Source organism: Gorillibacterium massiliense (assembly GCF_000455485.1).
Taxonomy (GTDB): domain Bacteria; phylum Bacillota; class Bacilli; order Paenibacillales; family NBRC-103111; genus Gorillibacterium; species Gorillibacterium massiliense.
The window spans coordinates 1-13,255 of the sequence record NZ_CBQR020000022.1 but is presented as its reverse complement, the minus strand read 5'-3'; the positions used below and the strand labels follow the sequence as shown (position 1 = coordinate 13,255).

Annotated in this window: 17 protein-coding genes; all 17 read right to left on the bottom strand. The window is 50.2% G+C overall.

Annotated features, from left to right (window positions below; all coding sequences use genetic code 11):
* Positions 1-10 precede the first annotated feature (10 nt).
* A complete protein-coding gene (locus TJ79_RS02450) occupies positions 11-778 on the bottom strand; it encodes an isoprenyl transferase (RefSeq protein ID WP_040948705.1) in 768 nt (255 codons plus the stop codon).
* Between the two features lie 122 nt (positions 779-900).
* Entirely contained in the window at positions 901-1,458 is a 558-nt protein-coding gene (frr, locus tag TJ79_RS02445) for a ribosome recycling factor (RefSeq protein ID WP_040948704.1), read from the bottom strand.
* Positions 1,458-2,186, bottom strand: a complete 729-nt coding sequence (gene pyrH, locus TJ79_RS02440; protein ID WP_040948703.1) for a UMP kinase — start codon at positions 2,184-2,186, stop codon at positions 1,458-1,460. Before pyrH ends, frr begins: the two co-directional genes overlap by 1 nt.
* A 135-nt stretch (positions 2,187-2,321) precedes the next feature.
* Positions 2,322-2,975 carry a translation elongation factor Ts gene (tsf, locus tag TJ79_RS02435; RefSeq protein ID WP_040948702.1) on the bottom strand — a complete coding sequence of 218 codons (654 nt, stop codon included), beginning with the start codon at positions 2,973-2,975 and terminating at the stop codon, positions 2,322-2,324.
* A gap of 108 nt (positions 2,976-3,083) precedes the next feature.
* Positions 3,084-3,782, bottom strand: coding sequence for a 30S ribosomal protein S2 (gene rpsB, locus TJ79_RS02430; RefSeq protein ID WP_040948701.1), 699 nt, complete (start codon positions 3,780-3,782; stop codon positions 3,084-3,086).
* Between the two features lie 221 nt (positions 3,783-4,003).
* Positions 4,004-4,537 (bottom strand): MltG/YceG/YrrL family protein, encoded by a 534-nt coding sequence (locus tag TJ79_RS02425; protein WP_040948700.1) that lies wholly within the window; start codon positions 4,535-4,537, stop codon positions 4,004-4,006.
* Positions 4,530-5,105: a DUF6115 domain-containing protein gene (locus TJ79_RS02420; protein ID WP_040948699.1), complete on the bottom strand. Its 576-nt coding sequence runs from the start codon at positions 5,103-5,105 to the stop codon at positions 4,530-4,532. The genes TJ79_RS02425 and TJ79_RS02420 overlap by 8 nt, the downstream gene beginning before the upstream one ends.
* 12 nt (positions 5,106-5,117) lie before the next feature.
* Entirely contained in the window at positions 5,118-5,444 is a 327-nt protein-coding gene (locus TJ79_RS02415) for a hypothetical protein (protein ID WP_040948698.1), read from the bottom strand.
* A gap of 49 nt (positions 5,445-5,493) precedes the next feature.
* Positions 5,494-6,906, bottom strand: coding sequence for a DUF342 domain-containing protein (locus tag TJ79_RS02410; RefSeq protein WP_040948697.1), 1,413 nt, complete (start codon positions 6,904-6,906; stop codon positions 5,494-5,496).
* Positions 6,907-6,974: 68 nt separating this feature from the next.
* Entirely contained in the window at positions 6,975-7,727 is a 753-nt protein-coding gene (locus tag TJ79_RS02405; protein WP_040948722.1) for a FliA/WhiG family RNA polymerase sigma factor, read from the bottom strand.
* A gap of 50 nt (positions 7,728-7,777) precedes the next feature.
* Positions 7,778-8,200, bottom strand: coding sequence for a hypothetical protein (locus TJ79_RS25625; RefSeq protein ID WP_052339186.1), 423 nt, complete (start codon positions 8,198-8,200; stop codon positions 7,778-7,780).
* 3 nt (positions 8,201-8,203) lie between these two features.
* Positions 8,204-8,698, bottom strand: a complete 495-nt coding sequence (locus TJ79_RS02395; protein ID WP_040948696.1) for a chemotaxis protein CheD — start codon at positions 8,696-8,698, stop codon at positions 8,204-8,206.
* On the bottom strand, positions 8,695-9,312 hold the full coding sequence (locus TJ79_RS02390) for a chemotaxis protein CheC (protein ID WP_040948695.1): 618 nt from the start codon (positions 9,310-9,312) through the stop codon (positions 8,695-8,697). The genes TJ79_RS02395 and TJ79_RS02390 overlap by 4 nt, the downstream gene beginning before the upstream one ends.
* A 6-nt stretch (positions 9,313-9,318) precedes the next feature.
* On the bottom strand, positions 9,319-9,780 hold the full coding sequence (locus tag TJ79_RS02385) for a chemotaxis protein CheW (protein ID WP_040948694.1): 462 nt from the start codon (positions 9,778-9,780) through the stop codon (positions 9,319-9,321).
* A gap of 42 nt (positions 9,781-9,822) precedes the next feature.
* A complete protein-coding gene (locus TJ79_RS02380; protein WP_040948693.1) occupies positions 9,823-11,856 on the bottom strand; it encodes a chemotaxis protein CheA in 2,034 nt (677 codons plus the stop codon).
* 24 nt (positions 11,857-11,880) lie between these two features.
* Positions 11,881-12,984 carry a protein-glutamate methylesterase/protein-glutamine glutaminase gene (locus TJ79_RS02375; protein ID WP_040948692.1) on the bottom strand — a complete coding sequence of 368 codons (1,104 nt, stop codon included), beginning with the start codon at positions 12,982-12,984 and terminating at the stop codon, positions 11,881-11,883.
* Between the two features lie 56 nt (positions 12,985-13,040).
* The coding region (locus tag TJ79_RS27870; RefSeq protein WP_040948691.1) for a MinD/ParA family ATP-binding protein at positions 13,041-13,255 on the bottom strand (215 nt) is incomplete at its 5' end.

The window sequence follows — 13,255 nt, the reverse complement described above, 5'->3', positions numbered from 1 at the left end:
CGACCTCCGATCACTTCAAGCCGCCATATCGGCGGGTGCGGCGCTGATATTCCCGAATCGCATCGTAAAAATCCAACTCGGAAAATTCGGGCCAAAATAAAGAGCTGAACCAGAACTCTGTGTAAGCAATCTGCCAAAGCATAAAATTGCTCAGCCTGAGCTCGCCGCTTGTGCGGATAAGCAAATCCGGATCAGGCAAATCCGCTGTCAAGAGACGGCTGCTAAACAAGCTTTCGGAAATGTCATCTGGCGATAGAATACCGGACTCAACATCGCGAGCCACGCTCCGCACCGCTTCGACGATTTCCAATCGACTGCCATAATTGAGCGCAAAATTTAGAATAAGACCGGTATTGTCTTTCGTTTTCTCTTCTGCTTCATCGAATGCAGCAAGGGTGTGCTCCGGCAAACCTTCCCGCCAGCCAGTCATCCGCACTTGTACATTCTTTTCAACGAGCTCCTGCAGCTCCAGCTTGAGAAACTCCTGGGGAAGCCGCATCAGGAAGTCTACTTCCTCCGCCGGCCTGGACCAGTTTTCCGTTGAAAAAGCATACAAAGTCAGCGCTTTGACACCTATGGCGTCGGCAGCGATCGTGATCCGCTTGACCGCCTTCATTCCGGCATGATGGCCGGCAATCCGCGGCAAGCCCCGCTTCTTTGCCCATCGGCCGTTGCCGTCCATAATGACAGCCACGTGCTGCGGGACGGCACTCCGATCGATATCCGCCATTGAGTGATCCCTATTCTTCTTTCCCAGGCCTTGCAAGAATCGAACCATATCCGTTCCTCCAAAGGGGTGCAAAAAGCCAAAACCCCCATGCCGAAGGCAGGAGGGCCGAATCCGTTCTGTCGCGTGTCGGTCCGCCTGCTCCTATGCCGGGGGTCATTCGCTTCGATTTGTTACACTTCCATGATTTCTTTTTCTTTTTCGGCGAGAACCTTGTCAACGTCTGCAATAAAACGATCGGTCAGCTTTTGGATTTCTTCCTGATGGCGGCGGGTTTCATCTTCCGAAATCCCGTCCGTCTTTTCCAGCTTCTTGATGTCGTCGTTGGCATCCCGGCGAATGTTGCGAACAGCAACTTTTGCTTCTTCGCCAGACTTGCGGGTCATTTTCACCAGATCAGCACGGCGTTCCTCCGTCAGCGGAGGAATGACGATGCGGATGATCACCCCGTCATTGGCCGGGTTCAGACCAAGTTCCGATTTAAGAATCGCCTTTTCGATGGCGCCCATGACGGATTTATCCCAAGGCTGAATAACCAGAGTACGGGCGTCCGGCGTCGTGATACCGGCCATTTGATTCAAAGGCGTCATCGCACCGTAATATTCCACTTGAATCCGGTCCAAGAGAGCCGGCGTCGCCCTTCCGGCGCGCAGTGCTGCCAGATCGCGCTTCAAGGCGCCGATGGCCTTCTCCATCCGTTCTTCCGCATTTTTCTTTACCGCTTGCGGCATTAGTCGACACTCCCTTTGACGATTGTTCCGATTTTTTCTCCAAGCACAACTCGCCGGATATTGCCTTCTTCAGTAATCGAGAAAACGATAAGCGGGATGTTATTGTCCATACAGAGAGATGAAGCGGTAGAATCCATAACGCCAAGGTTCTTGCTCAGCACTTCCATATAGGTCAGCGATTCGTATTTCACGGCGCTGCTGTCTTTGAAGGGGTCTGCGGAGTAAACGCCGTCCACTTTGTTTTTCGCCATTAAGATAACTTCCGCCTCGATTTCAGCTGCCCGCAAGGCGGCTGTCGTATCGGTGGAGAAGAAAGGATTTCCGGTTCCGGCGGCAAAAATGACGACTCTGCCCTTTTCCAGATGGCGCATCGCCCGGCGGCGGATGTAAGGTTCAGCAACCTGCTGCATGGTTATGGAGGATTGAACCCGCGTCGGCACGCCGACGTTTTCGAGTGCATCCTGCAATGCCAAGGAATTCATCACCGTAGCCAGCATCCCCATATAGTCGGCGGTAGCTCGGTCAATGCCTTTTTCGCTGCCGGCGATCCCCCGCCAAATGTTTCCGCCGCCGCAAACGACAGCGACTTCCACACCCAAAGCGTGGATGCTTTTCACTTGCTCCGCGATGGAGGTGATGGTATTGGAATCGATCCCGAACCCTTGGGGCCCTGCCAGCGCCTCTCCGCTTAGCTTCAACACGACTCGTTTAAAAACCGGTTTTTCCAAGCCCGCTTCCTCCATAAAGCCCCAAACCAACATCGATTCGGAGCTGAGTTTTTGTCTCTGTCTGATCTTGCTTCATGATGATTGTCGCAGGTTCAAAAGAAAGGAACACGTAGGTGTTCCTTTCCTCATTTTTGCTTATTTCAAGTTGGCTTGAGCCATTACTTCTTCAACGAAGTTGTCCACTTTCTTTTCCAAGCCTTCGCCCAGTTCGAAACGGGCAAAACGGCGAATGGTGATGTTCTCGCCGATGGTGCTGATCTTTTCGTTCAGCAGTTGAGCGACGGTTTTGTCCGGATCTTTAATGAAAGGCTGTTCCAACAGACAGAACTCTTCGTAAAATTTGTTCAGGCGGCCTTCGACCATCTTGTCGACGATCTTTTCCGGCTTGCCTTCGTTCAGAGCTTGATTGCGCAGAATTTCCCGTTCTTTTTCCAGATCACCTTGAGGCACTTCTTCACGGCGAAGGTAACGAGGGTTGGTAGCGGAGATGTGCATCGCGATGTCTTTAACCAGCGCTTGGAATTGATCGGTCTTAGCAACGAAGTCGGTTTCGCAGTTGACTTCGACGAGAACGCCGATCCGTCCGCCGCCGTGGATGTAGGATCCAACAGCGCCTTCCGTAGCGATGCGGCCGGATTTCTTGGCTGCAGCAGCCAAGCCTTTTTCCCGTAGGATTTCAGAAGCTTTGGTCAGATCGCCGTTTGCTTCTTCCAGAGCGTTTTTGCAATCGAGCATGCCTGCTCCGGTTTTTTCACGCAATTCTTTAACTGCTGCTGCATTAACTGCCATATTTAAGTCCTCCTGTATTTGAGGGTTTATTTTCAATGCTCGGGATATAAATAGAGGGCAGGATGATCGGTTCTTACACCTACCAACCCACCCTCGTTATGGTGCTTTTTAAGCTGTCGTTTGCTCGCCTTGGTGAGCTTCGACTACAGCGTCAGCCATTTTCGCCGTCAAAAGCTTAACGGCACGGATAGCGTCGTCGTTACCCGGAATGACGTAGTCGATTTCGTCCGGGTCGCAGTTCGTGTCGACGATACCGACGATCGGGATACCCAACTTGCGGGCTTCCGCAACAGCGATACGCTCTTTGCGTGGGTCGATGACGAACAGGGCGCTCGGCAAGCCTTTCATGTGGCTAATGCCGCCCAGGAATTTTTGCAGACGTTCTTTTTCTTTGCGGAGAATGATAACTTCTTTCTTAGGCAGCACTTCGAAAGTGCCGTCTTGTTCCCATTTCTCCAGAGTGTGCAGACGGTCGATCCGCTTTTGGATCGTTTGGAAGTTGGTCAGCGTACCGCCCAACCAACGTTGGTTGATGAAGTACATGCCGCAGCGCTCGGCTTCTTCCTTAACGGAATCTTGAGCTTGCTTTTTCGTGCCGACGAAGAGGAACGTGCCGCCTTCAGCTGCTACGCTTTTTACGAAGTTGTACGCTTCTTCGACTTTCTTGACCGTCTTTTGCAGGTCAATGATATAAATGCCGTTTCTTTCGGTGAAGATGTATTTGTCCATTTTCGGGTTCCAACGACGGGTTTGGTGACCGAAGTGTACCCCAGCTTCTAGAAGCTGTTTCATGGAAATAACTGCCATCTCCACACACCTCCTCTATGTTTGGTTTTGGGTTTCCTCCGCCCTCTCGCATCTTCAAAGCAGATCTGTCCTCCGGACAGCACCGCTGCTTGATCTTAAGGGGCGTGTGTGCTCTTTGACACCGACAACTACTATACCATAATTGAATCGCAATTGGCAACTGCCGCCGCTTGTTTTGACAAAAAAACCGCCAGCATTCGCTGAACGGTTCCATTTTTCGATTATTTATCGGTCTTGCCTGTCAGTTTTGCGATCACTTCGTCGGTCGTATCGCCTGAATGAAAGGTGAACAGCCCGGCTTTCATTTTTGACTGCAGTCCTGCAGATCTTACTTTATCCTGAAATTCCGCCCGGTCGCGGATAACCCCGGCATTATATAGATAATCCTCAATGCTGTTGAACGTAAGTCCTCCCGGAATATAAACCAACGTTCGTTCCTCGCCAGGACTCGCCTCTTTGGCTTGCTCGACCAAAGCGTTAAGGGCATCGTAATCCTTCTTTTCCATGACGACCAAATCCCGCTTCTCCGCTTCGGCTATCAATTCCACATCCGTCAAAGCTTTAATGGCTTGAGGCGTTGGGGACGGTGAAGCCGTAGAAGCCGTGGAAGCCGTGGAGACAATAGAAGGTGAAGGACTGGCGGTGATGAGATTCCCATCGCCTGCTTCGGCTCCGATCGTCGCCAGAGCCGTGAGAACCGCCCCCACCATCAAACCGATACCTAGCCCCTTAAGGAATTTGCGGCTTTTAAACATGTTCCTCATCCTCCCGCCTGGAGAGTTGAAGAATAAGGGCCACTTCTCCCTTGTTCATATCAAGCTTGCGGGCTATGCTTTCCACGGATTTTCCCTGATTGTGAAGCTGAAACAACTCCGGATAGCGCTGGCTTATGGTGGCTGCTACAGGTTCGTCTTGTTCAGGTTCGGCTTCTGCCGCTATGTCCGGTTTAACTGCCGGGTTCATATCCCGAACCGTCATCAAGTTTTGATTTTGGCTAGAACCCTGGTTATAGCTCAGATTTTGAACTTGATTCTGGCTTTGCTGCCGTTGTTGTTCCCTGAGCTCTGCGGACAGTTCGCCAACCCGCTTGTCCAGTTCCGCCACCCGAGCATCCAGCTTATCCGCCTGACGCTCATATTCGCTTTTCAACCGGGTCATGGAGTCCAATAGCTCTTTGTTTTCCTGCTCCAGATTGGCCGCAACCAAATCCATCGCATCCTCGATATCTTTAGCCATGACGGAAGCCTGCGCCGGTTCCTTGATAAACCAGGAGATCACAAGGCAAAGGATTCCTAATAGCACGACATATGCCCAAGGCTGCACCAATCTCACCTCTTAAAGTGTTAAATCGATATGTTTTCCCTTATATGGATGCTCAGATAAACGCGCATCGCTTTCAGAGGAAGCGGACGGATCCGAAACTCCGGCTGCCTTTCCTCGTTGTTTTCCTTTTTTCGATGGATTACCATCGTCCTTAATGGCAGAACGAGAGGACTTTTCCAGCTTCTCACTCATCTTGCGATTCCTTACCATTTGTTTCTCTTGCTGAACTGCCAGCTGCATCTGCTCAAAAGGTGGCTTCTGCAAAATATCCCGTTGAACGTGGCTGGCTTCCGGAGTACGGTTAACGGCGATTTGCATATCAATCGATTTCAAACTCATCCGAAACACTTCCTTTTATCGGAATTAAGAGAGTGAAGGTAACCAGTTGTTATCTGCTATTTGCCATCATCACGATATCACCGTCGACGATGCGAAAATGCACACGTACAGCAGGATCCTTAATAAATTTCGTGTAACGGCCCATGACCAGCTTGGCGCCCCCATAGATCGTCGCCGCGACTTCAATTTTAGCCTTATCTACGTTCTCCAACATGGTTTCCAGCTCGAGCACCCGATCTTTCGCATCATCAATCTCGGCGAGAGACATTTTCTTCGTGTTATTGAGCCGGATGCGCATCGCCATCTTATCCCCGGTGAGCTGACCGCTGGCTGCCAATTGGTCAAGGAGGCTAAGAGCTTGCTCTGTCTTTTTGTGATTTTCGATAAGTCCTCTTAGTTTAAGCCGCAAGTTCATCAGTTCGTTGCGATGTTCGGGAAGAACGCCGACCTCAATGGTAGTACTTGTGGATAGCGAGTTCCCTACGGTACGGGCTGAAACCGATTCTCCTGCCTGGACGACACCGCCTACGATCAAGCCCTTTGTCCCCCGGCATAAAACACTTTTCCCCGCTCTAATTGTCGAGTGCATGATGCTCTGAGTGACGAGGATATCCTCACCGGCTTCGATATTCGCCTCTTGGGCAAAACCCAACTTCACGTTTCGGCTTGCTTTAATCAAACCTTTATTCTGGCCCAGCACGCCGCCGCTGATTTCAATGGAGCCATCAGCCAGCAGCTCTGCACCTTCTACACCGCCGGTGACGCGGATGTCACCGGACGCTTTGATACGAAACCCGGTGAGTACGCTGCCACGGATGACTACGGTTCCGATAAAATCGATGTTGCCGATATTGTAATCCACATCGCCGTTGACTTCATAGATGGGAAAAACGTTGATCTTATCCCCGTCCGTCCTCGAGATCATGCCATCCGTCGAGGCAAACAAAAAAATCTGTTCCGGATCGGTCATGACGTTCTTGCCCAGTTTCAGGCGGACTTCCTTCCCCTTTTTGCCGAAGAGTGCTTCTCCGGTAACAGCCTTCCCCGGTGTATCTTCGGTAGGCAAGATCCGCCGTGCAATCTGCTCGCCTTTTCTTACATTATAAATGGTCGTCATCTCTTTATAATCAACCGATCCGTCCTCAAGCACCAGGGGCTTGCGAAGATCCATGTCTAGATCGTATTTATATTCAATTGATCCGTCGGTTCCGTTCTTTGGAGGAGTTCCAATGGCTACTTGCACACTTGAGTTCATAAAGGCACTCGGGTTACGAGCGATTTCCACCAATCTGCCTCGCTGCACTCCATGAACGATTGAACTGTTCCTTAAATAGTCTTCCAGCTCATCTGTGGTGCAAGAAAAAGAGTCATCGATATTCTTCATCAAAAGATGGGCGGAGAGTTTGTCGTCCGACACCGAAAGAACGGCGTAATAATCAATGGAAAATTTCCTGTCGTTCATGTTCTGCCTCCTGGTACCTAACTGATATCATGCATGGAACATTTAAATGTCGGACCGCACCGCACAGTTTAATTTTGAAATAGCTGAACCTTGAACCGACTGAGGGAGCCTTTCAAACGCAGAATCGCTTTCGAGTGAAGCTGGGAAATCCGCGACGGCGACAAAGCCATCACTTCAGCAATTTCACTTAAGGATAAATCTTCATAATAAAAAAGAGAGACGACTGTCCGTTCTTTCTCCGTAAGCCGGTCAATGGCTTTGGCCAGCGTTTCCTTTAGGAAAAACTCATTGACTTTATACTCCGGATTCTTTGCCTTTTCATCAACCAAAAGCGACAAGCGAATCTCAGCCTCTTCATCCTTGATCGGTTCATCAATCGAGCAGATGGTGGTGACAGCGATATCTTGAAGCATCTGCTGAAATTCTTCCAGCGGAATTTGCAGGTAGCTGCACATTTCTTCGTCGGTTACCGAACGCATGTGGACTTGCTCCAGCTTCCGATAACCCTCTTCAACCTTCTTCGCTTTTTCCCGGACGGAACGGGGCACCCAATCCCCTTGACGCAAACCATCCAGCATGGCGCCGCGAATCCTCCAGGAAGCATAGGTTTCAAACTGCAAGCCGCGGGTGTAGTCAAACTTTTCGATGGCATCAATAAGCCCCATGACGCCAAAACTGATCAGGTCGTCCTTGGATACCGTTTTCGGCAATCCGATAGCCAGCCGTCCGGCGACAAAATCAACGACACCGAGATGTAATTCGATCAGTTTCGTTTTCGCTTCAAGATCTCCATCGACTTTCCAGTTCTGCCAGAGCTCCAATTGGGATGTACGGTTTTTTCCGCCATCTTTCACAATTGCTGCACCCCCTCTTACTCTTCAGACATTTGACGGAGCACCTGTGCCATGTATTCTGGATCCATATCAGCCTTTTTCGTTAATTTCGGAGCATTCAGCGGTTGAAACTCGCTTGTCTCGGGAGCATTAGGGGCAAGCATCTTGATGAGTTCTGCCTCTTCATCCGGAGTACTCATATCGAAATGATGCCCGCTCGCCTTATCATCATTGACCTCCTCTTGACTATCTTGTTTATCGTGCGGATTTCCCGCACTGCTTACATTTAGGACGAGGCCAAACAACAGCCGGATCACAAAGGCAAGCAGAAAAAACACAAGAGCGCTGGTCAAGCTGCGGGTCAAAGTCGTCGTCCAGACATTGCGGCCCATGGACAGAAGAAAAGTGAACGCAAAACCGACGGAGGCAAGAGTGGCATTCCATTTCCAATTGCCAATCATCGCCTATAGTTCCTTAATTCCATGTTGAACACTGCTGATTTGCAGAATACCCGTCGTTGCGTTAAATTCGATGGTTCTCCCATAATTGCCCCCTGTATCCTCGCCTCTCAAAGGAATACCTTTTTCCTGTAAAAATACTTTGCAAGATTCTGCATTGCGCGGACCGATGCGCATCGTATCCGACGCCGATGAGAATGCAAACATTTGAGCACCGCCTGCCATCTTCGCTTCCATCCTCCGCATGTCCGCACCCGCGGAAACCATAAGCCGGATCATTTCCGGCAAAGCTGTGTCAGCATATTTAGCGATGTTGAGCTGTCCTTCCCGCGCTATTTCAGAGGAAGGCAGCATGATATGAGCCATTCCCGCCACTTTCATTAAAGGATCATACAAGGTAATGCCTACGCATGAGCCGAGCCCCGTTGTTTTTAAGATACCGTCCGCCACCGTTATTTGCAGATCGGCCATCCCGACTTTAATCAGATTCGTTGGAATCATGCGCCGGAAACTCCCAAGGCTACAAAGATCCGGTTAAAAGACTCCGGATCGGGGATGAAGAAGAAGTGACCTTCCACGGCATCCCCGTTTTGCAAAAACTTTGTATCGATAAAGAGGGCTTGATCCCCCATATGCCCGAACTGTAATAATCCATAACTGAGAATAGCGCCAGCCATGTCGACAGCAAGAGATGGAACGGTGGGCACCATCTGCAAATGGGTAAGATCAGCTAAAGAAGATAAATAAGAACCGGCTAAGATGTTGCCAATCTCGTTCATCGCCGACAATTCCAACTCGGAAAAACCATCGCCGCCAGTAGGAATGAGTCCAGCAAATTTATAAAGCAGCTTTTTAGCGGAATCCAACGGAAGAATGAAAAACATATTGCCAGGGGTGTCCCCTTCCACCCGGAGAAATACGGCGAGGACGACATTTTCCGGTCCGCCGACGCTATCCGCAATCTCTTCGAAGGGAACCAGCTTGACCTGCGGCACCTGCATATCCACTGGCTTTTCCAGCAAACGGGACAAGGCAGTGGCTGCATGTCCGGCGCCAATGTTGCCAACCTCTTTGAGCACATCCAGTTGAAATTCTCCGAACTGCAAGTTGTCCAACTTCTTCTACCCCTCCAGCTGCTCAAGCTGAACAAGCTCGGTTTTGTTAAGCACTTCCTGCAAATTGAGCAAAACAAGCAGACGGTTTTCTTTCAGGCGGGCGACACCCCGCAAGTATTTGGCTTTAATGCCGCCGACGATTTCAGGCGGATCAGTAATTTCATCGGTGTTCACATCGATGACGTCATTCGCCGAATCGACGATCATCCCGACTTCGATATCGTTAATGGCAACCACGATAATCCGAGTATTTTCCGTGTGCTTCGATTCCGTTAGTCCAAAACGTCCTCTCAAGTCCAGAACTGGAACGACTACACCCCGGAGATTCATAACCCCTTTAATGAAGGCAGGTGTTTTGGGAACGCGGGTTAGGGGCTGCATCCGCTCGATAATTTTTACACTTTCAACCTCAACGCCGTACTCTTCGCTACCAAGTACAAACACGATTACTTTCAAATCTTCAGCCATCGCTAATTCCTCCTTGTGAAATTACCGCCGAACTCGTATGAACTATTTAATTAAGGCGTTGGTATCCATGATGAGAGCAACTTGTCCATCGCCCAATATCGTCGCTCCGGAAATGGCAAACACATGAGTCAAATACTTGCCAAGACTGCGAAGCACGATTTCCTGCTGGCCGATGAATTCATCCACAATCAAAGCCGCCAGCTTGGCACCTTTGCGGATGATGACCAAATTAACCTCGCTGTCGTCCGCCTTTTCATGATGGGGAACCTCCAGCATTTCAGCAAGCGGAACAACAGGTATGACTGTATTCCGGTAGTCCATCAGCAGATTGCCATGAACCTTGCGAATCTTATCCTTGGTGATGGCTGCCGTTTCCACAATGGACGATAGCGGAATCGCATATTTCTCAGCCTCGACGCGGATGAGCATCGCGGTAATGATGGAGAGTGTGAGCGGAAGCTGAACGATGAACTTCGTCCCGCTGCCAATAGAGCTTTCCACCTCAACCGCACCGCCAAGGGATTCGATTTTTGTTTTCACGACATCGAGGCCTACGCCGCGGCCGGAAAGATCGGAGATTTTATCAGCGGTGCTGAAGCCGGAAGCAAAAAGGAGCTGGTGTATATCTTTCTCGCTCATTTTGGCCGCTTGCTCGCGAGTGACAATGCTCCTTTTCATCGCTGTCTCAAGGACTTTTTCGGTGTTAATGCCCTTTCCGTCATCCTCAACTTCGATAAACACGTGATTGCCGCTATGGAAGGCGCGGAGATAGATAGAGGCGTTCTCGCTTTTGTTGGCGGCAGCTCGCTCCTCCATGGACTCAACACCGTGATCGATGGCATTTCGTAGAAGATGGACAAGAGGATCCCCGATTTCATCGATAACCGTCCGGTCTAATTCGGTATCTGCGCCAGTAATGATCAACTCTACTTTCTTGTTCAGGTTTTTGGCGATATCGCGAATCATCCGCGGGAAGCGGTTAAATACAGTGTCCACCGGAACCATCCGCAATTTCAGCACAATATTCTGCAGTTCACTGCTGGTTCGCGCCATATGCTCTACGGTCTCTTGCAAGTCGCTGTGTTTGATTTCTCCAGCCAGCTGTTCCAGACGAACCCTGCTGATCAGCAGCTCGCTGAACAGGTTCATCAGATTATCAAGGCGCTCCAGATCGACCCGAATGGTGCGGCTTGACATGGCACCGGCGGCTTGTCCCTGCTGGGCTTTAACCGACTGAGCCGTATCCTTCTCAACGCCCCGCTCAGGAGCCTGAACGGCCGCTGCAATCTCTCTTGATGCTGTACCCTTGGACAACTGTCGCAAAGATTCCTTGGTTAGAGCATTTACCGAAACGCTGTGGATTTCAGAAATGTTCAGAATTTCCTTTTCCAAGCTTTCTTTGGATTTGTGTGTTGTCAGATAGACAGAAAACGAATGATCGAAACGATCCTGCTCGATATCCTCAACCGAAGGATAAGATTTGATCACTTCTCCGCTTTCCTCAAATACACGAAATACCATGTACGCCCGGGCTGCTTTAAGCACGCATTCGTCGGTCAGTCGAGTTTCCACGAAGAATACCTGATAGCCGCTGTTTAAAGATTGCTCAAGGACGGATATTTGGAATTCATCCAGTTGGATCGCCGCGTTCTGGGCAGACACTGCCGAGCCGCCGCCAGCAACAGGCGCTTTGCGGTCGCCGCTTACAATGGATTTCAGCTGGGCCACGATTTCGGTTACGTCTGCTTTCCCCGTGCCTCCTGCTACGATATCCTTCAGCATTCCTTCCAGAGCATCGGCGCTCTTAAACAGAGCATCGAAGATTACGGGATCCATGGACAGCTTGCCGTTGCGCACCAGATCCAGTACATTTTCCATCTGATGGGTAAGCGACGCCGGGTCCTCAAACCCCATCGTTGCCGACATTCCTTTTAGCGTATGGGCGGAACGAAAAATGCTATGTACGATCTCGATGTCATGGGGGCTGTTTTCCAAACGCAACAGATTTTCATTGATGGCCTGCAAATGTTCCGTCGATTCGTCGATAAACATGGACAAGTATTGATTAAGCTCCACTAGCGAAGCACCTCCGCGTTAAATCTAACCCTTTACGACCAAATCTATTAACTTACTGGAAATATCATAAAGCGGCAGCAGATGGGTTACAGCGTTCATTCCCACTGCAGCTCGCGGCATTCCATAAACGATGCAGGTTTCTTCAGACTCGGCAATGGTGACCACCGCTCCCGATTCGGATAACTCTCGCATGCCTTTAGCCCCATCGCTTCCCATCCCCGTCATCAGAACTGCATGGCGCTTAAGCTCAGGAAAGGCAGTTAACGATTGAAAAAGCTTATCCACGGAGGGTCGGTGGCCAGAACAGGGTTCATCTTGATTCAGACTGATGTAATAGCTGCCTTTGCTCTGAAAAAGAACCATATGATAGCCCCCTGGGGCGATATAAGCCGTCCCTCTCTCCACCTTCATCCCGTCTTCACCCTCGACTACGCGAATTTCACACATGGAGTCCAGGCGCTCCGCCAACGAACGGGTAAAGTGCGCCGGCATATGCTGAACGATAAGAAGGGGAGCCGGAAAACTCGCTGGTAAAGGCACCAGCACCTTTTGCAGTGCCCGTGGACCGCCGGTTGACGTTCCGATGGCAACGATCTGATCAACAGGCTGATCAGATCTCGGCTTTGGAGTCGATGACCGAATTGGTGGGGGTTTCAAATTACCCTTTACCGGATCTTTTTCCGAAACGGTTTTCTGGAGATTAGCCGTTACGTATTTCTTACCGATTCCGGATTCAACTGCCAGAAGCAGCTTTTCCATCAGATCTTTCTTGACTGTCGTCAGATCGATGGAATGCGGCCCCGCCGGCTTCGGGACTATATCGAATGCGCCGGCCTCCAATGCCTGTAAGGCGATTTGCGAGCCCTCTCGGGCGAAGCTGCTCAGAATTAAAATGGGAACAGGCTGCTCCTTCATAATGGCTTCAAGTGCCGCTATCCCGTTCATTTCCGGCATTTCGATATCCAACGTAATAACATCCGGTTTCAGCTGTCTTGCTTTCTCCACAGCTTCTTTACCGTTCTTTGCCGTGCCAGCAACCCGAAATCGAGGATCTTCGGAGATCATTCCGCTGATCACGGTCCTCATGAAATAGGAGTCATCTGCTATCAATACCGAATAGACGTTCACGCAGTTCCCTCCTGAAGTATGACATAGGGTGCGGGGGGGTTCCCGTCAGGATCTTGTTATTTCAGCAATCGCAGCATTTTCTTTAAAAACCCTTTGACCCCCAATGACGATTCCATTTGTTCCTGAGAGTCTTGCAGAAAACGATTTGCGATTTGGTCGATATTCCGTGCGGCAAGGCAATCCGGATAGGCTACAGAAAACGGAACCTGTCTTTTTACCGAACGGGAAACGGTATCGTCGTCCGCAACATATCCAAGGAGAGGAATGTTCA

Excerpts from the sequence above, each read along its gene's own strand:
- TJ79_RS02450 (WP_040948705.1), bottom strand. The coding sequence starts at position 778 with ATGGTTCGATTCTTGCAAGGCCTGGGAAAGAAGAATAGGGATCACTCA.
- TJ79_RS25625 (WP_052339186.1), bottom strand. The coding sequence starts at position 8,200 with ATGATTGGCAATTGGAAATGGAATGCCACTCTTGCCTCCGTCGGTTTT.
- frr (WP_040948704.1), bottom strand. The coding sequence starts at position 1,458 with ATGCCGCAAGCGGTAAAGAAAAATGCGGAAGAACGGATGGAGAAGGCC.
- TJ79_RS02395 (WP_040948696.1), bottom strand. The coding sequence starts at position 8,698 with ATGATTCCAACGAATCTGATTAAAGTCGGGATGGCCGATCTGCAAATA.
- TJ79_RS02385 (WP_040948694.1), bottom strand. The coding sequence starts at position 9,780 with ATGGCTGAAGATTTGAAAGTAATCGTGTTTGTACTTGGTAGCGAAGAG.
- TJ79_RS02410 (WP_040948697.1), bottom strand. The coding sequence starts at position 6,906 with ATGAACGACAGGAAATTTTCCATTGATTATTACGCCGTTCTTTCGGTG.
- TJ79_RS02425 (WP_040948700.1), bottom strand. The coding sequence starts at position 4,537 with ATGTTTAAAAGCCGCAAATTCCTTAAGGGGCTAGGTATCGGTTTGATG.
- rpsB (WP_040948701.1), bottom strand. The coding sequence starts at position 3,782 with ATGGCAGTTATTTCCATGAAACAGCTTCTAGAAGCTGGGGTACACTTC.
- tsf (WP_040948702.1), bottom strand. The coding sequence starts at position 2,975 with ATGGCAGTTAATGCAGCAGCAGTTAAAGAATTGCGTGAAAAAACCGGA.
- TJ79_RS02415 (WP_040948698.1), bottom strand. The coding sequence starts at position 5,444 with ATGAGTTTGAAATCGATTGATATGCAAATCGCCGTTAACCGTACTCCG.